Annotated in this window: 18 protein-coding genes and 1 riboswitch; of the genes, 12 read left to right on the top strand and 6 right to left on the bottom strand. The window is 63.1% G+C overall.

Features of this window, described 5'->3' with window-relative positions:
* Positions 1-11: 11 nt before the first annotated feature.
* Together QEN71_RS13650 and QEN71_RS13645 are read right to left on the bottom strand one after the other, a co-directional pair.
* Positions 12-551, bottom strand: a complete 540-nt coding sequence (locus QEN71_RS13650) for a hypothetical protein (protein WP_201651547.1) — start codon at positions 549-551, stop codon at positions 12-14.
* A gap of 129 nt (positions 552-680) precedes the next feature.
* A complete protein-coding gene (locus QEN71_RS13645) occupies positions 681-1,043 on the bottom strand; it encodes a gamma-glutamylcyclotransferase family protein (protein ID WP_201651546.1) in 363 nt (120 codons plus the stop codon).
* 251 nt (positions 1,044-1,294) lie between these two features.
* Here QEN71_RS13645 and QEN71_RS13640 point away from each other — a divergent pair, with 251 nt between their 5' ends.
* Positions 1,295-3,535, top strand: a complete 2,241-nt coding sequence (locus QEN71_RS13640; RefSeq protein WP_201651545.1) for a TonB-dependent siderophore receptor — start codon at positions 1,295-1,297, stop codon at positions 3,533-3,535.
* A gap of 76 nt (positions 3,536-3,611) precedes the next feature.
* Here the strand turns inward: QEN71_RS13640 and QEN71_RS13635 are convergent, their stop codons facing one another.
* Together QEN71_RS13635 and QEN71_RS13630 are read right to left on the bottom strand one after the other, a co-directional pair.
* Positions 3,612-4,229, bottom strand: a complete 618-nt coding sequence (locus QEN71_RS13635) for a lysozyme inhibitor LprI family protein (RefSeq protein WP_201651544.1) — start codon at positions 4,227-4,229, stop codon at positions 3,612-3,614.
* Between the two features lie 13 nt (positions 4,230-4,242).
* Positions 4,243-4,389, bottom strand: a complete 147-nt coding sequence (locus tag QEN71_RS13630) for a hypothetical protein (RefSeq protein WP_167528684.1) — start codon at positions 4,387-4,389, stop codon at positions 4,243-4,245.
* 229 nt (positions 4,390-4,618) lie between these two features.
* On the opposite strand from QEN71_RS13630, the gene QEN71_RS13625 reads away from it, so the two are divergent.
* The 3 genes from QEN71_RS13625 to QEN71_RS13615 all read left to right on the top strand — a co-directional run bounded on the left by QEN71_RS13625 (position 4,619) and on the right by QEN71_RS13615 (position 8,387).
* Positions 4,619-5,131: a GNAT family N-acetyltransferase gene (locus QEN71_RS13625; protein WP_201651543.1), complete on the top strand. Its 513-nt coding sequence runs from the start codon at positions 4,619-4,621 to the stop codon at positions 5,129-5,131.
* Positions 5,132-5,170: 39 nt separating this feature from the next.
* On the top strand, positions 5,171-5,806 hold the full coding sequence (gene yfcF, locus QEN71_RS13620) for a glutathione transferase (protein ID WP_201651542.1): 636 nt from the start codon (positions 5,171-5,173) through the stop codon (positions 5,804-5,806).
* A 238-nt stretch (positions 5,807-6,044) separates the two neighbouring features.
* The gene (locus tag QEN71_RS13615) at positions 6,045-8,387 is read left to right on the top strand and encodes a bifunctional diguanylate cyclase/phosphodiesterase (RefSeq protein ID WP_201651541.1); all 2,343 of its coding nucleotides are present in this window, start codon (positions 6,045-6,047) and stop codon (positions 8,385-8,387) included.
* A 30-nt stretch (positions 8,388-8,417) separates the two neighbouring features.
* Here QEN71_RS13615 and mnmH read toward each other — a convergent pair whose 3' ends face one another.
* A complete protein-coding gene (mnmH, locus tag QEN71_RS13610) occupies positions 8,418-9,464 on the bottom strand; it encodes a tRNA 2-selenouridine(34) synthase MnmH (protein ID WP_201651540.1) in 1,047 nt (348 codons plus the stop codon).
* A gap of 213 nt (positions 9,465-9,677) precedes the next feature.
* Between mnmH and QEN71_RS13605 the strand changes: the two genes are divergently transcribed.
* Positions 9,678-10,289, top strand: a complete 612-nt coding sequence (locus tag QEN71_RS13605) for a CBS domain-containing protein (protein WP_201651539.1) — start codon at positions 9,678-9,680, stop codon at positions 10,287-10,289.
* A 5-nt stretch (positions 10,290-10,294) separates the two neighbouring features.
* On the opposite strand, the gene cobA is transcribed toward QEN71_RS13605, so the two are convergent.
* On the bottom strand, positions 10,295-11,059 hold the full coding sequence (cobA, locus tag QEN71_RS13600; RefSeq protein ID WP_201651538.1) for a uroporphyrinogen-III C-methyltransferase: 765 nt from the start codon (positions 11,057-11,059) through the stop codon (positions 10,295-10,297).
* Positions 11,060-11,411: 352 nt separating this feature from the next.
* On the opposite strand from cobA, the gene QEN71_RS13595 reads away from it, so the two are divergent.
* The 7 genes from QEN71_RS13595 (at position 11,412) to QEN71_RS13565 (ending at position 20,514) form a co-directional block, all read left to right on the top strand.
* On the top strand, positions 11,412-12,995 hold the full coding sequence (locus tag QEN71_RS13595) for a methyltransferase regulatory domain-containing protein (RefSeq protein ID WP_201651537.1): 1,584 nt from the start codon (positions 11,412-11,414) through the stop codon (positions 12,993-12,995).
* 129 nt (positions 12,996-13,124) lie between these two features.
* On the top strand, positions 13,125-14,015 hold the full coding sequence (locus tag QEN71_RS13590; protein WP_201651536.1) for an SMP-30/gluconolactonase/LRE family protein: 891 nt from the start codon (positions 13,125-13,127) through the stop codon (positions 14,013-14,015).
* Positions 14,016-14,159: 144 nt separating this feature from the next.
* Positions 14,160-15,170 (top strand): LacI family DNA-binding transcriptional regulator, encoded by a 1,011-nt coding sequence (locus QEN71_RS13585; protein WP_201651722.1) that lies wholly within the window; start codon positions 14,160-14,162, stop codon positions 15,168-15,170.
* Between the two features lie 156 nt (positions 15,171-15,326).
* A complete protein-coding gene (locus QEN71_RS13580) occupies positions 15,327-17,120 on the top strand; it encodes an IlvD/Edd family dehydratase (protein WP_201651535.1) in 1,794 nt (597 codons plus the stop codon).
* Between the two features lie 38 nt (positions 17,121-17,158).
* A complete protein-coding gene (locus QEN71_RS13575; protein WP_201651534.1) occupies positions 17,159-18,340 on the top strand; it encodes a fumarylacetoacetate hydrolase family protein in 1,182 nt (393 codons plus the stop codon).
* A 179-nt stretch (positions 18,341-18,519) separates the two neighbouring features.
* Positions 18,520-18,598, top strand: a riboswitch (cyclic di-GMP riboswitch).
* Positions 18,599-18,656: 58 nt separating this feature from the next.
* Complete coding sequence (locus tag QEN71_RS13570; protein WP_377789866.1) at positions 18,657-19,478, top strand: spherulation-specific family 4 protein; 822 nt, start codon at positions 18,657-18,659, stop codon at positions 19,476-19,478.
* A 211-nt stretch (positions 19,479-19,689) separates the two neighbouring features.
* Entirely contained in the window at positions 19,690-20,514 is an 825-nt protein-coding gene (locus QEN71_RS13565) for a hypothetical protein (protein WP_233471863.1), read from the top strand.
* Positions 20,515-20,573 lie beyond the last annotated feature (59 nt).

Genomic DNA, 20,573 nt, shown 5'->3' with positions numbered 1-20,573 from the left:
CGCTGCTCGCATCACACGAGCAGCGAAATGATCCCGCCGATCGTCAGCCCTGCCGCGAGCCACTTGCCCGCCGAGTAGAAGCTGTTGCGGTCGTCCTTCGGCTGGTCGGGCCGTTCCAGTCCCAGCGCGCCATACGCGAACGCTTTCATCGGCGAGACGTCGGATGGCGTTGTGTCGTCGGCGTTGTCGGTTACGTCGATGTCCGCCGTGTCGGCGTCGGTATCCGTATCTGTGTCGGCGTCCATGTCCGCATCATCGGCGGCCAGCGATGCGTTCGCGGACGTGTTGCTCTTCGGCTCGACGCTATTCGCGCTATCCACGCCGTCCGCTCGCTGTACACGGGACGCCGCTGCCGCGCCTGCGGGCGAAATGCTGACCGTGACGCCCGGCTGAGCGGCTTTGGCCGCTGCGTCCTGCTTCGCTTCCTTCTGCACGCTGCCGAGCGCGCTACCTGCCGCATTTTGCGCGGCTTCAGCCGATGCGTCGCCGGACACGGAAGCGCGATGCGTCGACGGCGTAGTCGCCGTCCCATATCCGACACTGCTCACCATTGCACGCCTCCTTCAGTTGCGAATTCCAGTTGCACTGATGGCGCTAACGTCTGCTGGCGTGCACAACTTGAGGGCTCGTAAGGCCCGGTAAGCAAACCGGGCGCGTGCGTCCGCGTGCCCTCGCGTACATCACGCGGCGATGTACACCCATGCTTCGAGGCCCGACTTCAGCGTGACGAGCACGCGCTTGTAGTCGTCGACTTCGTATTCGTCGGCGGCAGCGAGTTCCTGCGCGGTGATCTCGAAGACGGTGCCTGCGACTTCGTCGGCGGGATTGCCGCTCGGCCGCACCACGGGATGATGCGTCTTGCCGCTGATCTCGACGACTTTCGGATCGGCGATCGCGAGCAGTGTCTGTGCATAGCCGGGCAGCGCGTCCGCACGGCCCACGAGTTCGCGGCCGAAGCTGGAAATCTGCACGTTGCGATCCTGCAGCGTGCCGTACGAGAAGAGATAGACGACGGACGTGTCGGGCGTTTGGGGCGTGTTCAAGTGCGTGCTCCTGGAATCGAACGGGACGAACGGGACGAACGGGACGACCGGATCGAACAAAATCGGACGAAGCGGCCAGTCTACCGTCGCCGCTTTTCGCGCGCTGTCACGCGTCGCGGTTCCGCGCGGAAAGATTCGGAAAGCAGCAATCTCGCTCGCTTATTGCAAATGAGAATAACTCTTAATAAGCTGACGCGCTTTCCATCCAGTTGACTGCGCCTGATTTGGGCGAGTCCACAAAACACGACGACATGACAGACCACACGCCTTTCACGGGGCGCGCCGCCGGCGCGCGTGTTTCAGTCCGCCGCGCCGCCCGCCTGCCGGGCGCGACGCGCCTGCCGCTCGGCGCGGCGCTTCTCGTCAGCGCGGGCGTCGTGCTGTCGTCGGTGACGACGACGGCCTGGGCGCAAACCACGTCTGCCGATTCCGCCACGACGACATCGACAACGCAGACCCAGCAGCAGGACAAGACGCTGCCGTCCGTGAAAGTGGCTGCCAAACGCGATCTGTCGACCGACAACGAAACCATCAGCGCTGGCGCATTGGGCACGCGCGCGCAGGTCGACACGCCGTTCTCGACCAACGTGAAGACGAGTGAGGACGCGAAGGACCTGATGGCCAACACGGCCAACGATCTCTTCAAGTACGACCCCGCCGTGACCGTGGTCGGCGACAACGCGACGGCCGAGAACTCCGTGTTCAGCGTGCGGGGCCTGCAGATCGACATGCTCAACGGCGTGAAGGTCGACGGTCAGAGTTTTCCGTCGTGGGACACGGATCTTCCCCTCGAACCGTTCGAGCAGGTTCAGTTGCTCAAAGGGCTGTCGGGCTTCATGTACGGCTTCGGCTCGCCGGGCGGCATCGTCAACTATGTGGTCAAGCGTCCGACGGATACGCCGTATCGCAGCGTGTCGGTCGGTTATCAGTCGGCGGGCGTGTTCAGCGAGAAGCTCGACGTGGGCGGTCGCTTCGGTAACGACGACCGTTTCGGCTATCGCTTCAATCTCGTGAACGAAGAGGGCAATACGGCCGAAGCGAACGGACATCTGCGCCGTCAGGTCGCGTCGGTGGCGCTGGACTTCCGCATCACGCCGGATCTCACGTGGAGCATGGATGCGTTCTATCAGAAGCGCAAAACGACGGGCACGTTGTTCGCGATGTACTTCGGCTCGGGCGTCGGCATTCCGGATGCGAGCTCGATCAGCCGCAATCTCACGCAGCCGCAGAACTACTACGAAACGGAGATGGCGTCGTTCGGCACGGGCCTCGATTACCGGATCAACGACAACTGGCACGCAAGCCTGAAGTACCGCTTCGCGAAAGAAAACCGCTACAACTCGGACAGCCTGCTGTACGTCTACGACAACGCGGGCGACTACTCGAACACGCTGTATGCCGCACTGACGCGCTACTTCTATTCGAACGTCGACGCGATGGTGGAAGGCAAGTTCAACACGGGCAGCGTCAAGCATGACGTCGTGCTGGGCGCGGGCTATCAGACGCAGACGAGCGTGTACGACAACAGCACGGGCTGGAACGACGGCTACAGCCTCGGCATCGGCAATCTGTACAGCAGCACGCTGCTGACGAACGATGAAGTGCATATCGGCGAAAACATGTATCGCCAGTCGTACACGACGCAAGCCGCACTGTACGCGAGCGATACCGTCGACATCACGTCGCGTCTGTCGGTGCTGCTCGGCCTGCGCTACACGCAGTTCCGGGAGACTTCGTACAACACGGATTACACGGTCAGCGCGGGTTACAGCGCGAGCCCCGTCACGCCGACCGTTGCCGTGATGTACAAGACCGATCCGTATTCGACCGTGTACGCGAGCTATGTCGAATCGCTGCAGCAGGGCGGCGCGGCGGGCAACACGAACGTGAACTACGGCGAGACGTTCGGGCCGCTCAAGAGCAAGCAGTATGAAGTCGGCTTCAAGACGGACCATCAGAAGTGGGGCGCCAATCTCGCGGTGTTCCGTGTCGATCAGGGCTACGAGTACACGAATTCGCAGAACGTCTACGTGCAGAGCGGCAAGAAGCGCTACACGGGTGTCGATGCAAGCGGCTGGGTGCAGCTCGCGAACGACTGGCGTTTCCTTGGCGGCGTGATGTGGCTTAATGCAAAGGCCGTCGATGTCGACGATACGACGATCGAAGGCAAGCGCGTCTATGCGACACCGCGTTTCACCGCGACGGGCCGCATCGAATACAACCCGTCGTATATGCGCCAGCTGACGCTCGCGTTCGGCGGCAAGTACGTCGGCAATATGGCCGTCGATGCAGCGAATACGCAGTTCACGCCCGCCTATACGCTGTACGACGTGAGCGGCAAGTATGAGACGCGCATCGCGGGTAAGGACGTGACGTTCCGCGCGGGCATCAACAATCTCTTCAACCGTCGTTACTGGACGTCCGCATACGGCTATTACGCGCTGCCGGGCGCGACGCGCACGGCCGTGGCGAGCGCGACGCTGCAGTTCTGATCCTGTTTTTCAGGGGCAACAAAAAAGCTCGAACGTTTTGGCGTTCGAGCTTTTTCTATTTCTATCGCGTCGCTGTTTATTGCGCAGCGCTGCCGTCCGGTGAAGGCGGCGCAATCATCGCGACGCCGCAAAACCAGCTATCCGACGCAGGTTCGCGCGTGCGCCAATCGGCGCGCTTGCCGATCACGTTGCTGCATTGCACGGGCGGCACGAGGTCGTGCGTCGTCGCCGTGCATTGCTGGACGTCGCGGGCGAACGTTTGCGTGTCGAGTGTTTTGGGTTTGTCGGCGGGCTTGTCGACGAGTTTCTCGACGGGTTTGCTCACGGCGGCAAGATCGGCATCGACGGGACGCGCGCGTTGTTCGTCGTCCGGCGCGGGCTTGTGCAACTGCGCGCGGATTTCGTCGATACGCGTCGAGTACCAGTCGGCGAGGCACGCAATGTCCTTGCAATTCTCTTCGCGCCACGCCCATTTGCTGTCGCTGTCGCGTCGATACGCGCGGCGGTCGGCCGCCTGTTTCTGCGCGAGTTTGAACAGCTTGCCGAGTTCGTCGTCGGCTCTGGAGAGACCGGCGTCATGGCAGATCAGCGTCTCGGCCGTCGAATGCGCGATCGCGCAATTGAAGCTGGTGGCGTGCGCATTCGACATCGCGAGCAGGCCGAGCGCGGCGAGGGTGGTTCGGTTGAGCTTCATGGATCGCGCCTCGCTAGTGACACACGACGACGCACGTGACGGCGCTGATGCCGGCAGCCGCGCCGACCAGCCCGCCGAGCATGAATGTCTGAAGCGATGTCGCGCATCCCTGCAGGCACAGCACGGCCGCCAGCAGGATGGAAACGGTGGTAAAGCGCATTGGCCCCTCGATGCAGATAGTCTCGACCTGCAAGCATAGGTGGCGCGTGCGCGCGCATTCGCGCGAGCAACGGCCGATAAAGCCGGTTGCTTACGAGAAGTTGCCGTGCGTCAGGATATGGAAGATATGGCGCTGCCGCGAGCCTTGCACAAACGTTCAAGACGCACCGCATGCGCGCCCGCTACGCTGCATGCCATACGGTTGAACCGGTATCCGATGCGAGGACGATATGACCACTTCATTGACCACTTCACTCACTCCACTCAGGCCTCAGGTTGTGCCTCAAATCCGCGAGGCGGCGTTTCCCGGCGATACGGAGGCTCTCGTCGCGATCGTTCGCGAGTACGTGCGCTGGCTCGACATGGACCTGTCGTATCGCGGCTTCGAAGAGGAAATGCAATCGTTCGAGCAGACCTACACGTTGCCTTCCGGCATGTTCTTCATCGCCGAAGTGAACGGCGAAGTGGCGGGCTGCGGCGGCCTGCTGCGTCATTCGGATGACGTCGCTGAAGTCAAACGCGTTTATGTGCGGCCCGCGTATCGCGGACTTGCACTTGGCGAGAAGATCATGACGCGCGTGATCGACAAGGCGAAGTCGTTGGGCTTTGCAAAGCTCGTGTTAGATTCGGTACCTCAAACGGCATTCGCGCAAAAGCTTTACGAGCGGATGGGCTTTACCGAAACCGCGCCGTACTATGCGAATCCCGTGCCGGGAACGCGCTTTCTCGAACTCGTGTTGTGAAGGGAAGGGCGTTCGATAAACTTCGCGTGCAAGGAACCCATGCCGTCAACCAACGCTTTGCTTCTCTACGTCGATACGCAATTTGCGAGTCCGTATGCGATGTCGGTATTCGTCGCGCTGCACGAAAAGCATTTGACATTCGACATGCGCACTGTCGATCTCAACCAGCATGCGAACAACGAGCGCGACTACGCGGCGACTTCGATCACGCAACGTGTGCCCGCGCTGGTTCATGACGGCTTTACACTGTCGGAGTCGTCGGCGATCACGGAGTACATCGACGAAGCGTTCGAAGGCACTGCGCTTTATCCGAAGGATCGGCAACAGCGCGCCCGCGCTCGCCAGATTCAGGCCTGGCTGCGCAGCGACCTGATGCCGGTTCGCAGCGAGCGTTCGACGGAAGTGGTGTTCTTCGGCGCGCGTGGCGGCGCGCTGTCTGCGTCGGCGCGAAGTGCTGCCGGCAAACTCTTCGCGGCCTGCGACGCATGGATCGCACAGGGCGCGCCGCATCTCTTCGACGAATGGTGCATCGCGGACGTGGATCTTGCGTTGATGCTCAACCGGCTCGCGTTGCACGGCGACGATGTGCCCTCGCATCTGGCCGATTACGCGCGGCGTCAATGGCAGAGGCCGTCGGCGCAGCGCTGGCTCGAATTGCAGCGGCCGCCGCTATGAAACGCAAACATTGACGCTATATGTCCCACATAAAGGGAATAGATGGTTGCATCCGCAACGCAATTCGCATCGGATGCAATGCCATCGGGCGCAAAGCGTCAAATGTCAAATGAATCGATGCATCCGAATTGGCTCTCGAATTGACTCTCTGTGGGTGCGAATTGATCTGAAGTATTAACCTCAGGCCTTTACTGCCGTTATACAACGGCAGAGTGATCGGAACTGGCCTGAGTAGACAATGCTTTTCTCCCCGACGGAACAGACGTCCGACGCCGGATTTCGAAGCCGGTTTCACCGACGTTCGCTGGAACATCAGCGGCCCCTTTCTACCGTGACGATGGCGTTTACCGTCGTCGCCTTCATCATTTTCGTGGGCGCACGCAGCCTGGTCGCAGGACCGGCTGTGCCGCTCGTGTGGCGGCTCGCGTGCGCGCTCGTGCTCGCGCTGCTCGTCGCTGCGATCCCGCGGACACGGAGTATCTCCGTCTTCGGCAGCATCGGCGTCGCGTACACGCTCGTGCTGCTGGCGGGGCTCGCGCTGAACGTCGCGGGACTCGACGAGCCGCTGTTATGGGCGCTGCCCGCGATCGTCGTGATTTCCGTCTGCGCGGCGCCGCTTTGGCTGACGCCCGCGCACTTCTGCATCGGCACCGCGCTCTTCTATGCGGCGGGCACGCCGTTCCTGTTGAGCCTGCCGCATCCGCATGGCGACGTGAGCGTCGTGTGCTGGATGTGGGTGCTGATCGCGGTGCCGACGGCGGCCGTATTCCACTTCGGCTTTTACTGGTTCCGGCGCAATCACTTTTTGCTCGAAGACCGGTTGGCGCGCCTTGCTGCTACCGATCCATTGACGGGCCTGCAAAACCGCCGCGCGTTTCTCGAGCAGGCGGCGCTGCGGCTGTCGTCGCTGGACGATGGCGCGAAGGTCAGCGCGATCTTTCTCGACATCGACTATTTCAAGTCGCTCAACGACCAGTTCGGGCATGCCGTCGGCGATCAGGCGCTCTCGGACGTGGCGCGCGCGCTGAAGGAATTGACGTCGGCGGGCGACATCGTGAGCCGCATCGGCGGCGAGGAATTCGCGCTGCTGCACGACGCGGCGCTGCGGCCCGCTGCGCAGCTCGCGGAAACGCTGCGCGCGGCGATCGGGCGCATTGCGCGTCCCGATGGACAGTTGAGCGCGAGCTTCGGCGTCGCGGAATACCGGCCTGGCGAAAGCGTGATGGCGCTGCTCGACCGTGCGGACGAAGCGCTCCTGCGCGCCAAATATTCGGGGCGCAACCGCGTGTGCGCGGAACGCGCAAAGCTCGTCGATCCCGTGCGGCTCACGTGGACGCACGATCCCGCGGACGGCGCAGCGGCGGAACCGATCCGTCAGCAATGGGACGATTTCTGGCTCACTTCGCATTTCCAGCCGCTTTATAGCCTTTCGCATCAGAAGCAGGTTGGCTTCGAGGCGCTGTTGCGCGGCGAGCGCGAGGATGGCGCGCAGGTGCCGCCCGCCGTGCTGTTTTCGCCGAAGCCGTTCAGCGATCAAGGAGAACTCGACCGCGTGAGCCACGCGCTGCATCTCGGCAACGCGCGCCGCCTGATTCCCGACGACGCCTGGGTGTTCCTCAACATTCTGCCGTCGACGTTCGTCGCCGACGGCTATCCCAATCAGCTCGCGCAGATCGCCCGCTCGGCGGGCATTCCCTGTGGCCGCGTGGTGCTCGAACTGCTGGAATCGCACGGCGGCAGCGTCGACGATCTGTCGCGCGCAGCGGGCCAGTATCGCGATCACGGCTTTCTGATTGCCGTCGACGACTTCGGCGCCGGGCACTCGAATCTCGACCGTCTGCTGCGCATCCGGCCCGATCTGGTGAAGCTGGACGGCGAACTGATCCGAGCGAAAAGTCCCGGCGCGGACCAGCCCATTCTGCCGAAGCTCGTGTCGCTGCTGCATCAGGCGGGCATGCTCGTCGTGGTGGAAGGTGTCGAGACGACGGAACAGCTGATTCTCGCCGTCGAATCGAACGTCGACTTTGCGCAGGGATTTTTGCTGGGCCGTCCGTCGCCGTCGATCACACCGCCCGACGCCGTGCACCGGCGCATCGATCACGCGTTCGATGTGATCGCGGAAGGGCGCGCGCATCAACATGCGCTGTTCGAATCGGAAGTGCAGCCATACCGGCAGGCGCTCGATACGGGCGTCGACGCGTGGCTCAAGGGCACGCCGCTCAACGACGCGTTCTACGATCTGGCGCAACTGGAACTGTGCATCAGCTGCTTTGCACTCGACGATACGGGCCGGCAGATCGGGCTTGAATTGCCGGGCAAGGCGTCGGCGATCGACGGCGGATCGCTGCATCCCGTCGCGAATCCGCGCGACGCGCGCTGGGATCATCGGCCGTATTTCCGCAATGCGGTGTTGAAGCCGGGCGTGCCGATTACGAGCAGCCCGTATCTGTCGCTGGCGAGCGGCAGGCCGTGTATCGCCGTGACGGTGGCGCTGCAGTCGGATGCCGGGCGCTGCGTGGTCGGCGCGGAACTCGACTGGTCGCTGCAACGCTTGCCCTGGCCGACAGCCGAGCATTGGTGACGCGCGGCGCGTCGAACAACTGAAATTGCGTCAGCGCAGCCGCGCCAGAAGCGCGCAGGCCTGTTCGTGAAGATCGGTGTCCGTGGGCCGAAGCGTGAAACGCGTCGATTCGGGCAGCTTCGCGAAGTTCTTGCCCGTGCTGCGCGCGTAGGCAGGGTCGTAGTGCAGATCGATCAACTGCTCGAACAGTTCGACGCGGCGATCGGCGTCGATCATCTTCTGCCATTCCTCGATACGCGCGTGTCCGTGCAATTCGACGAGCCGCGCGAGCTGCGACTTGAAGAGCGTGCGATTGTCGAACAGATGCGCATAGTCCTGCAGCAGCAGCCGGATGCGCTCGTCGCGTTCCGTTTCGACCCTGATGCACGTGCCGCGATGGATCTGTTCCGTCAACGACGCGGGCAGCGCAATCGACCCGATCCGTCGGCTTTCCGCTTCGACGAACACCGGTTGCTCCGTGTCGAAACCGCGCAGTGCGCCGACGAGTGCGGTATCGAACGCTTTTTGCGTGGGTTGCGCCTCATTCGGAAGCATGCCGAGAATCGAGCCGCGATGCGCGGCGAGCGCTTCGAGATCGAGAGTCTGCGCGTGCGCGCCAGCCAGCGCGTTCAGCAGCCGCGTCTTGCCGCTGCCGGTGTGTCCCGCGAGCACGATGTAACGGAACTGCCGAGGCAGCGTGTCGAGTAGTTCGATCACGTTGCGGCGATACGTCTTGTAGCCGCCGTCCAGTTGCCGCGCGCGCCAGCCGATCAGATTGAACCACGTCGTCATCGACCCCGACCGCTTGCCGCCGCGCCAGCAATAAATGAGCGGGCGCCAGTTGCGCGGACGGTCCGCAAAGGTCGTTTCGAGGTGCGCGGCGATGTTGCGCGACACCATCGCCGCGCCTAGCCGGGTCGCCTCGAACGGCGACACCTGCTTGTACATCGTGCCGATGATCACGCGTTCTTCGTTGGACAGCACGGGCGCGTTGATTGCGCCGGGAATATGGTCTTCGGCGAATTCGAGCGGTGTGCGGACGTCGACGATTTCATCGAAATCCGCGATCTGGTCGAGCGGGGCGAGAAGCGATTTCAAGGGCTGGAGCAAGGAGCGGTCGCGGCGCGACGTAACGTTCGATTATCGCATGTCAGGCGCTTTTACCCGTTCGCCCCCGCGACGGCCTGTCGCGAGCAAATAGCTCACGTTATGATGTAAAGTAACGGAAAGCGATGTAAGCCCACGACGCAACGTGGCGCGCCTCGCAGGAATGATGGTTTCATGCATGGTCGAACGCCGCGGAGGCGCAACATGTCGATTTCGTCGGTATTGAACTGGTGTTTCGGAGCCCAGCCGCATCAAGTCGGCCCAGATCACGGCCACAGCAACGGCGATGGTGGAAAAGACGACGGCGAACACCGCGCGCCGCAGGACGAACGGCGGGCGCTGCTCGGCGAACTGCATCGGCAGGCGTATATGCACGAGCTGTTGCGGCTGACCTGCGCGGACGTGATGCGCAAGCCGCCCGTCACCGTGTCCGTCGACGAAACCATCGGCGGCGCGCTGAAAACGCTCGACGCTCACCATATCAAGCTGCTGCCCGTCGTCGATGCGCAAGGGCGACTTCAGGGCGTCGTCACTCATGTCGATCTGCAGCCGCTCGACGAAGTGCTGCCCTTTCTCAGGCTTGCTTCCGACACGACCGCGCCCGAAAGCGAACGGCGCGAATGGCCCGTTACTACCGTGATGTCGGGCCACGTGAAGTACGTCGACGTGCTGACGCCGCTGACGGACGTCATCCCGCTCTTCACGAAGAACGGCCATCATCATCTGCCCGTGGTGGAAGAGGGCGGACGCGTGGTCGGTATGCTGACTCAGGCCGATATCGTGAAGATCATGTGCGGCCGTCCGGGCGGAATGTAGGCGAATCAGGCGCTCAGCCTGCGCATCGCCGGTTCGCTGCTCGTGGACAGTTCCACCATCGCCTCGCCGATCGCCCCGCCGATCAGGATCACGGCCGGGCTGGCGATGCCTTGCTCCGCCGCGCACGCCGCGATCTCGCCGAGCGTCGCGCACACCTTTCTCTCGCGCGAAGTGCCCGCCCATTGCACGACGGCGGCGGGCGTATCGGCTGCGAGCGTTTTGCACAATGTCTCGCTGATGCTGTCGATGCGGCTCGCGCCCATATAGATCGCGAGCGTCATGCCCGTGGCCGCGAGCGTCGCCCAGTCGGGCTCGGTGCCGTCGCGCAGATGCGCCGTCACGAAGATCACGCCCTGGCAATGATCGCGATGCGTGAGCGATACGCCGAGTCCCGCCGCCGCTGCAAATCCCGACGAAATCCCGTTGACGATCTCGACCTCGATGCCCGCGTGCCGCAGATCCGCGATTTCTTCGCCCGCGCGGCCGAATAGCAGCGCATCGCCGCCCTTGATCCGCACGACGTGCTTGCCTTGCAGCGCATAGCGGCGCATCAGGCGCTGGATGAACGCTTGCGGCGTCGACTTGCAGCCGCCGCGCTTGCCGACCCTGACGACGCGCGCATGCGCGGCCTTCAGCGTCGCGATGTCGTCGTTCACGAGATCGTCGATCAGCAGCACGTCGCCCGCCGCGATGGCTTTCGCCGCCCGGAAGGTCAGCAGATCGAGGTCGCCAGGCCCTGCGCTGACGAGTGTGACTTTGCCCGTGTTCATCCTTTTCTCCATCGCGTGATGCCAATGCAAACGGCGTCCCGTCCGTGCATGCACGAAGGGGACGCCGTTGTCCTGACCGCTGTGTGTGTTGCCGCTGTGTTCCGTTGTCATCCGATGCCGGCGCCTTTGACGGCGCGACACATAATGCAAGAACGAGGCCAGTGCCGTTAGCCCGGCGAAAACGCCTTCGGCGGCTTCCGTCCGGCCCAAGGCTGCACTCGCGATGTGCGGCGGCGCACCACGACCGTGCCGCTGGCATCACGCCGCATCATTCACACAAAACGACAGTTTTGCGCGGCGCCGCCACTACATTGCCCGTTCCCGCAACCCTGAACATTCACGGTCACGCACAATGGACGCCAACAAGCAAACGAACGAGATCCAGCAGAACTACGACGACTATCCCTACTACTCGTTTCCGTACGAGCAGTCCGCGCCCGAACACCTGGCTGCCGTCGCGCACGTGTTCGGCCTGACCGCGCCCGATACGCGCAAGGCGCGCGTGCTCGAACTCGGTTGCGCGGCGGGCGGCAACCTGATTCCGTTCGCCGTGCGCAATCCGGATGCGCGCGCGATCGGCATTGATCTGTCCGGCGTGCAGGTGCAGGAAGGGCGCAAGCGCGTGAAGCGTTTGAAGCTGAACAATATCGAGTTGCGGCAGCAGGATCTGATGACGCTCGGCGAAGTCGACGGCAAGTTCGACTACATCGTCTGTCACGGCGTGTATAGCTGGGTGCCGCCCGACGTCCAGCAGGCCATTCTGCGCGTGTGCCGCGAGAATCTGTCGGCGGATGGGATTGCGTATATCGGGTACAAGACGTATCCGGGATGGAAATCGCGCGAGATCGTGCGCGACGCGATGCTGCTGCGCGCGCGAGAACTGAAAGGCGGGCGCGAGCGTCTCGCGTATGGCCGCGGCATGATCGACTTTCTGCGCCAGCATGCGAGCAAGGACAGCGTGCTCGCGCGTGCAGTCGAACGGGATCATGCGCTGATCGGCAACGGCGACACGGGCATGTCCGCCTATGTCGCGCACGATTATCTGGCGCCCACCAACGCGCCGTGCTATCTGCAGGACTTCGTGAACGCGGCGGGTGAAAACGGACTCGCGTACCTCGGCGATGCGAATCTGCCTTCGATGTTCGCGTTCAACTACGGCGACGACATCGGCCGATTGCTGATGGAAGAATGCGGCCACAGTCAGGTGGCGATCGAACAGTACCTCGACTTCGTCAGCGACCGCTCGTTCCGGACGTCGCTGCTCGTGCACACGGCGCGCGCGGACGGCATCGCGTATCAGGTCGGGCATGAGCGTTTGCGCGCGTTGCAGGTTGCGGCATCGCTGACGTGCGCGAGCGGCGACGTTCATCTCGACGATTCGCCGCAGCCGTTCACCGCGGACAACGGCAGCACGATCGTATTCAACGATGCCGTCGCGAAAGCGGCGGCTGTCGTGCTCGACGATGCGTGGCCGTTCACGATGAGCTTCGATGCATTGAAGCGCGATGTGCAGGCGCTCCTGAGCGCCGCGATGACGCCCGACGAAACCGTGTTCGACGCCCGCCTCGATCTGTTCATCAACGCGCTGGTCGTGCGTGGATTCGGCCGTTTCCGGGTCGATCCCGTCACGCGCCGTGCGGGCAATCCGAACCTGCATGCGGCCCTGCGCGCGTATCCGGCGCAACTGCCCGAGGGCCAGCTCGCGCATACGGTGAATCCGTGGCATCAGCCCGTGCAACTCGACGCAGCGGCACAGTATCTGCTGCCCTATATCGACGGCAGCCGCACGCGTAAGCAGCTGCTTGGCATGCTGTCGAAAGCGGTGCACGACGGCGCAGTGACGGTTGAGCAGTCGACATCCGAAGGCGCTGAAGGGACGCAGCGCGCCGTTCTCGCAGACAAGCTGGAGCAGGTGCTGAAACTGCTGTGCGCGTGATCGCGTCGGCGTAAGGGAGCGTGCATCGCGCGAACTCGAAACCCTCGCGAATGTCTGCTACTGTTTTCAGGGCGGTTTTCAGGGCGCGCCCCGCGCCTCTTCCCGCAGCCAGCACAGAGGACAGTCATCATGCAGACATTGGAGTGTGTGTTGCCCGCCGCCGCGGCGCTCGGCGAGTGCCCGCGCTGGGACGAGCGCCGCTCGAAGCTGTGGTGGGTCGATATTCAGGCGCCCGCGCTGCACAGCTTCGATCCGAAGACGGGGCAGGACACCGTGCTGCCGATGCCCGAGAACATCGGCTGCTTCTCGCTGACCGAGGACGACGGTTTTATCGCCGGCATGCGAACGGGCATCTTTCTGCTCGATGCGAAAGGGCAGGTCGTGCGCAAGCTGTGCGCCAACCCGGAAAACCCGGCGACGAGCCGCTTCAACGATGGCCGTTGCGACGCGCATGGCCGCTTCTGGCTCGGCACGCTCGACGAGCCGAAGGCCGGTAACGCGGCATCGCTCTATTGCTACGGCAACGGCTCGCTGACGAAAGTCGACGCGGGCCTGCTGACGTCGAACGGCATGGCGTTCAGCCCCGATTACCGCTGGTGTTATCACTCGGATACACCGCGCTTCACGATTTATCGTCATTCGTACGACGTCGAGAGCGGTGAGGTCGGGCCGCGCGAAGAGTGGGTGAAGTTCGAGCCGACGCCGACGGATCGCGGACGTCCCGATGGCGCGTCGGTGGATAGCGAAGGGTTCTATTGGGCGGCGCTGTACGAAGGCGGGCGCATCGTGCGGATCTCGCCCGAAGGCGAAGTGGTCGAAACGCATCCGCTGCCCGCGCGCTGTCCGACGATGTGCGCATTCGGCGGCGACGATCTGCGCACGCTCTATGTGACGACGGCGCGGCAAGGGCGTCCTGCCGAAGAGATCGAACAGTATCCGCAATCGGGCGGCGTGTTCGCGATGCGCGTGTCGGTGCCGGGACTGATCGAAAAACGCAGTGCGATGCGCGTGACGGATTGATCGCAGATGGGCAGAGCGCAGTGGCGCTGCCGGTATCATAGGCGCCTGTCCACGAACGCGACCGATCCGATCAGCATGTCGAGCACTCCACGCACTGCAAAGCGCGCCTCCGAAGCGCGCAGTCCGCTCGCGGGGCCGCCGCGCATGACCGACGTCGCGGCGCTCGCGGGCGTATCGAAGATGACCGTGTCGCGCGTGCTCGCGGGGCGCGGCGTTGCGCCCGCCACGCGTGAGCGCGTGCAGCATGCGATCGACGAACTCGGCTATGTGGCCGACGCCGCAGCGGGCGCGCTGTCGTCGGGACGCTCGGCGTTCGCCGCCGTGCTCGTGCCGTCGCTGGCCAGTTCCAATTTCTCCGATACCGTACGCGGTCTCACGGCCGCACTCGAACCGCATGGCCTGCAATTGCTGATCGGCGATACCGATTACGACCTCGAACGCGAAGAACGGCTCGTGCGTTCGATGCTGCGTCATCAGCCGCGCTGCATCGCGTTGACGGGCGCGCAGCACACGCCCGCGACGCGCGAATTGCTGGTTCGCGCGGGCGTTCCCGTCGTCGAGATGTGGGATCTGCCTGCTTCGCCGATCGATGCGGCCGTCGGTTTTTCGAACGCGAAAGCGGCGCGCGAGATGGTGCGTTATCTGGCCGAACGCGGCTATCGACGCATCGGTTTTATCGGCGGTGCGAGCGAGCTCGATAAACGCGGGCTCGAACGGCTCAAGGGCTATCTGCAGGAAGTAAAGGCGCGCGGCATGAGCGAACGCGTCGTGCGTCTGGGCGACTCGCCCATCACGATGAGCCACGGCGCGCCCGCGCTCGATGCGCTGTTGCAGCAATGGCCCGACACCGACGCCGTGCTGTGCGTGAGCGACATGTCCGCATTCGGCGCGATCATGCAATGCCACCGGCGCGGCCTTTCCGTGCCGGGAGATATCGCTATCGCCGGCTTCGGCAATTTCGAAGTGGCGGCCTGCTGCACGCCGACCATCACGACGATTTCCGTCGATGCATACGGCATCGGCGCGCGCACGGGCGAAACGCTGCTGGCCGCGCTCGCCGAGAGCGACGGCGCGAACGGTGCACCGCGTCATGCGTCGTCGGCGCGCAAGAGCGTGAAAATCGACTACACGGTGATCGCGCGCGAAAGCGCCTGACGTCCCGCCTGCTCGCGTTTCATGTGACGCCGCATGCGTGCTAACATGATCCGATGTTACCGATAACGTCGGCTGCGTCGCGTGTGTTTTGCGCGTACATTGATGAGCAGCGCGACCGCACAAAACCAGGTACAAAACCAACACCGGAGACACGAGATGACGGACAGCACGCAAGCGCCGGCGCGGCGTCTGCGCAGCCAGGAATGGTTCGACGATCCCTCGCACGCGGACATGACGGCGCTGTATGTCGAGCGCTTCATGAACTACGGCCTCACGCGCGAAGAGCTGCAATCGGGCCGGCCGATCATCGGCATTGCGCAGACGGGCAGCGATCTCGCGCCCTGCAATCGCCATCACATCGAACTCGCGGAACGCACGAAGGCGGGCATCCGCGACGCGGGCGGCATTCCGATGGAGTTCCCCGTGCATCCCCTCGCGGAACAGAGCCGACGCCCGACGGCGGCGCTCGACCGCAATCTCGCGTATCTCGGCCTCGTTGAAATCCTGCATGGGTTTCCGCTCGACGGCGTGGTGCTCACCACCGGCTGCGACAAGACCACGCCTGCGTGCCTGATGGCGGCCGCGACCGTCGATATGCCCGCCATCGTGCTCTCAGGCGGCCCGATGCTCGACGGCTGGTATCACGGCAAGCGCGTTGGCTCCGGCACCGTGATCTGGCACGCGCGCAATCTGCTCGCGGCGGGCGAGATCGACTACGAAGGCTTCATGGAACTGACGACGGCTTCGTCGCCTTCCATCGGCCACTGCAACACGATGGGCACAGCGCTGTCGATGAACAGTCTCGCGGAAGCGCTCGGCATGTCGCTGCCCGGCTGCGCGAGCATTCCCGCGGCGTATCGCGAGCGCGGACAGATGGCGTACGCGACGGGCAAGCGCATCGTCGATATGGTTCGCGAAGATGTGAAGCCGTCGCGCATCATGACGAAAGAAGCGTTCGAAAATGCGATCGTCGTCGCGTCGGCGCTGGGTGCGTCGAGCAACTGTCCGCCGCATCTGATCGCGATTGCGCGGCATATCGGCGTGGAGTTGAGTCTCGCCGACTGGCAGCGTGTCGGCGAACAGGTGCCGTTGCTCGTCAATTGCATGCCGGCGGGCGAGTATCTTGGCGAGAGTTTTCATCGCGCGGGTGGCGTGCCGGCCGTGATGCACGAACTGCAGCAGGCGGGGCTCATCCACGCTTCGTGCTTGACCGTATCGGGCGAAACGATCGGCGATATCGCTGCACGTTCCGCGACCGGCGATCGCGACGTGATCCGCACAGCGAACGAACCGCTCAAGCATGGCGCGGGCTTTATCGTGCTGTCGGGCAACTTCTTCGACAGCGCGATCATGAAGATGTCGGTGGTCGGCGATGCGTTCCGGAAAACTTATCTGAGCGAGCCGGGCAAGGAGAACACCTTCGAAACGCGCGCGATCGTGTTCGACGGTCCCGAGGATTATCACGCGCGCATCAACGATCCGGCGTTGAAGATCGACGAGCACTGCATGCTCGTGATTCGCGGCGCGGGCACGGTCGGTTATCCGGGCAGCGCGGAAGTGGTCAACATGGCGCCGCCCGCGGAACTCGTGCGTCAAGGCATTACGTCGCTGCCGTGCATGGGCGACGGACGACAGAGCGGCACATCGGCGAGTCCGTCCATTCTGAACATGTCGCCGGAAGCGGCTGTGGGCGGCGGCCTCGCGCTGTTGCGCACGAACGACCGCATTCGTGTCGATCTGAACGCGCGCAGTGTGCAACTGCTCGTCGACGAAGACGAACTCGAACGTCGCCGCGAAACCATGACGTTCGAGATTCCGCGCGCGCAAACGCCGTGGCAGGAGCTGTATCGTCAGACCGTCGGCCAGCTGTCGACGGGCGGCTGTCTCGAACCCGCGACGCTCTATCTGAAAGTGATCGCCGAACGCGGCAATCCGCGGCACTCGCATTGAACGCAGCTTCACCTAAACGAACATTGGAGACACGCTTCATGAGCGCATCGACTGCAGCGAACTATCTTCCCGACGACCTCGACCGCGCGCTGCTGATCGGCCGCGTGTGGCGCAAGACGGGCGCGCACGAAGGGCCGAGCGTCGTGGCCGTGCGTCATGGCGACGTGTTCGATATCACGTTGAGCGTGCCGACCACGGCGGATCTGTTCGAACGCGACGATGCGCTCGAGATCGCGCGCAACGCGCCCGGCGAGCGCCTGTGCAGCGCGGCCGAACTGATCGAAGCGAGTCTCGCGAACGATCCCTCGGCGAAGCTGCGCCTGCTCGCACCGTGCGACGTTCAGCCGATCAAGGCATGCGGCGTCACGTTCGCCGTGAGTCTGATCGAGCGCGTGATCGAAGAGCAGGCGGGCGGCGACCCCGCGAAGGCCGAAGAAGTGCGGCAGACGATCGCATCGGTGATCGGCGCGGATCTGTCGAAGATCAAGCCCGGCTCGGACGCGGCGGCGCGGTTGAAGGCGGAACTCGAACGGCGCGGCGCGTGGTCGCAATACATGGAAGTGGGCATCGGCCCGGACGCGGAAGTGTTTTCCAAGTCGCAGGCGATGTCGTCGGTGGGATTCGGCGCTGACGTCGGTTTGCTGGCAGCGTCGACATGGAACAACCCGGAGCCTGAGATCGTGCTGGCCGTCAACAGCCGCGCGGTGATCGTCGGTGCGACGCTCGGCAACGATGTGAATCTGCGCGATATCGAAGGGCGTTCGGCGTTGCTGCTCGGCAAGTGCAAGGACAACAACGGCTCGTGTTCGATCGGGCCGTTCGTGCGTCTGTTCGACGGCGATTTCACGCTCGACTCCGTGCGCCGTGCGAGCGTGTCGCTGCGAGTGGAAGGCGCCGACGACGGCTTTCTGCTCGAAGGCGTGAGCCATATGTCGGAGATCAGCCGCGATCCCGCCGATCTCGTCGCGCAGACATGCGGCAAACATCATCAGTATCCGGACGGTTTCATGCTTTTCCTCGGCACGATGTTTTCACCGATCAAGGACCGCGATACGAAGGGCGGCGGTTTCACGCATCACCTTGGCGACATCGTTACGATCTCGACGCCGCAACTCGGCGGGTTGCGCAATACCGTGCAACTGTGCACGGAAATCACGCCGTGGACCTTCGGCGTGCGCGCGCTTTACGCGAATCTTGCCTCGCGTGGGTTGTTCGACTGAGATTTTTTAGCGGCATGGCTACGCCGCGAATTGGGTAGAGGAAAACGTTTGCGAATCGCGTAATCGCAATTCGCAAACGTTGAATTAATCAGGATCGCGAAATCAACTATCCGGTTCTGAATCTCTCCCTATTTAAATTTGCGGATTGAGGCCTAAAGACGGGCAACTGGGCGTCGATATACACGGAAGGGCAAAACCGGAGCGATCCGGCGACGCAAAGCTAAAGGGACTCCGTACAGGAGTTAGCCAGTTGCCCGTTGCGTATGCAGCGGGCCAAACGATGGACGGCGAGATGCCGTCGTCAGGAGGCATCGGGATGTTCAACGCTCGCACACCCGTTTCGGGATTTCGTGCCATTCAATGGCTGCGTCGTGTGGCGTTGCTCGCTGTGGCGCCGCTCGCCATGGCTGTTCACGCGAACGCATTCGCAGCGACCGTGATGCCGCTGACGGTGCCCGCCTATTTCGATCCTGTCGGCAAGGGCGCCGGCTTCTGGAACGACCTCGCGTCGACGGCGGCCAAAGTGCCGACCACTGTCATTCTCAATCCCGATAGCGGCCCCGGCGCGAACGCTGACGCCACGTATATCGCAGCGATCGCGAAAGTGCATGCAGCAGGTGGGCGCGTGATCGGCTATGTGTCCACGTCGTATTCGAAGCGTTCGTTGTCGGCGGTCGTGACGGACATCAATCGCTATGTCGCGCTCTACAAGATTGACGGATTCTTTATCGATGAGATGACGTCGGACAGCGTGACCGCGCATATCCAGTTCTATCAGTCGGTCTACAACTACATCAAAGGGTTGTCGCCTGCCTATTCGGTGATGGGCAATCCCGGCACGAACGTTCCCGAACTCTACGCGAGCCTGCCGACGGCCGATCAGTTCGTCGTATTCGAAGATTCGGCAAAGCACTACGCGAACTACGCGCCGGCCAAATGGCAAGCGAACTATCCGGCGAAGCGCTTCGTGCACATGGTGTACGGCGCGACCGAGGCGCAGATGCCGGGCATCGTGTCATATGCGGCGAAACATGGCGCGGGGAGTGTGTTCGTGACGTCGACGGGTTTGCCGAATCCGTACAAGAATCTGCCCGCGTACTGGAGTCAGTTGGTGAGCAACGCGCTCGCGGTGAAATAACAAAGAATAACCAACAAGAAGAAGGGCGCCTCGCGCGCCTGTGCAGTTGATTGTCGACCGACGCCAGGTGCCGATGCGCCTGGCGTTTTTTTTTCGTGCATGCACGCATGCCCTATGCCGGTAAAAGAATACGCTTAGAATGCGAGCTGAAAAGGATTGCGTTCGACGCAACGAGGCGCACGATAGCGCCGTCATCAACGGAGAGGATGCTGTGCAAGTTCTGAATCGTGTGCTGTCCGCGCCTTTGGCCGTGTTGTGTGTTGCGCTTGCCTTGAGCGGTGGTTCGGCCGCGTATGCGGCGTCGTCTGCCTTGCCGAAGGCGAGCGAATCGAAAGCGTCGAACAACATGCAGGAGGCGCCGGAAGCGAGCGCTACAGCAACGCCCGACCGCTTCACCGCCGACGATCCTGTGAAAGTGCGCGACATGCTCGCGAGCCAGATGCCGTCGACGGAAACGCATTCGCTGACCGACCGCATCCGCAAGCTCGCACGTGAGCCCTACGACCGCATCGTGCGCGGCCATGCGGCAACGGCCGACAACGGGCAGCACACGTTTCTGTTCATGATTCCCGCGCCGCACGGCATTCTGTACCGGTCGTCCACGAATATGCTGAGCGTGAATGTGCCGCTCGCCAGCGACGACGATCCCGATGCGATCCAGCTCTATCAGAACATCGTCGGCCCGAGTGGACGCGGTCTCGTGATCGCGCCCGATGCAAAGGCGAAAGGCTTCATCCAGAAGATCGACTCGATCGAACTGGCGACGCAAGGCAAGCAGAAGACAACGGCGCGCGGTCGTCTGAAGCTGCCGAAATCGACCTTCGAACAGGCCGACGACAACTTCGCGATCGTGCTGGTCTGCACGCTCGAAGCGCCGTATCTGACGGACGAGCGCGAACACAGCGATCCCACCGACGAAGAGCCGACCGATATCACGCGCCGCACGTCGACGCTGCATGCCAGTGTTCAGGCTGTGTGGCTAGTGAACAAAAAAGACAATACGGTGCTCGCGAAGGGACTGCGGCTCGCGAAGTAATTGCTCATGCATGCCTTGCGTGCAGCGTCGTGCACTTACGCAACGACGCATGTACCCTT

This window comes from Paraburkholderia sabiae, assembly GCF_030412785.1.
Classification (GTDB): Bacteria; Pseudomonadota; Gammaproteobacteria; order Burkholderiales; family Burkholderiaceae; genus Paraburkholderia; species Paraburkholderia sabiae.
This window is presented reverse-complemented; position numbering and strand designations above follow the sequence as displayed.

Coding starts and splice junctions, on each gene's coding strand:
- QEN71_RS13625 (WP_201651543.1), top strand. CDS start 4,619: ATGACCACTTCATTGACCACTTCACTCACTCCACTCAGGCCTCAGGTT.
- QEN71_RS13635 (WP_201651544.1), bottom strand. CDS start 4,229: ATGAAGCTCAACCGAACCACCCTCGCCGCGCTCGGCCTGCTCGCGATG.
- QEN71_RS13580 (WP_201651535.1), top strand. CDS start 15,327: ATGACGGACAGCACGCAAGCGCCGGCGCGGCGTCTGCGCAGCCAGGAA.
- QEN71_RS13570 (WP_377789866.1), top strand. CDS start 18,657: ATGTTCAACGCTCGCACACCCGTTTCGGGATTTCGTGCCATTCAATGG.
- QEN71_RS13585 (WP_201651722.1), top strand. CDS start 14,160: ATGACCGACGTCGCGGCGCTCGCGGGCGTATCGAAGATGACCGTGTCG.
- QEN71_RS13630 (WP_167528684.1), bottom strand. CDS start 4,389: ATGCGCTTTACCACCGTTTCCATCCTGCTGGCGGCCGTGCTGTGCCTG.
- QEN71_RS13575 (WP_201651534.1), top strand. CDS start 17,159: ATGAGCGCATCGACTGCAGCGAACTATCTTCCCGACGACCTCGACCGC.
- QEN71_RS13595 (WP_201651537.1), top strand. CDS start 11,412: ATGGACGCCAACAAGCAAACGAACGAGATCCAGCAGAACTACGACGAC.
- QEN71_RS13640 (WP_201651545.1), top strand. CDS start 1,295: ATGACAGACCACACGCCTTTCACGGGGCGCGCCGCCGGCGCGCGTGTT.
- cobA (WP_201651538.1), bottom strand. CDS start 11,059: ATGAACACGGGCAAAGTCACACTCGTCAGCGCAGGGCCTGGCGACCTC.
- QEN71_RS13590 (WP_201651536.1), top strand. CDS start 13,125: ATGCAGACATTGGAGTGTGTGTTGCCCGCCGCCGCGGCGCTCGGCGAG.
- yfcF (WP_201651542.1), top strand. CDS start 5,171: ATGCCGTCAACCAACGCTTTGCTTCTCTACGTCGATACGCAATTTGCG.
- QEN71_RS13650 (WP_201651547.1), bottom strand. CDS start 551: ATGGTGAGCAGTGTCGGATATGGGACGGCGACTACGCCGTCGACGCAT.
- QEN71_RS13615 (WP_201651541.1), top strand. CDS start 6,045: ATGCTTTTCTCCCCGACGGAACAGACGTCCGACGCCGGATTTCGAAGC.
- QEN71_RS13605 (WP_201651539.1), top strand. CDS start 9,678: ATGTCGATTTCGTCGGTATTGAACTGGTGTTTCGGAGCCCAGCCGCAT.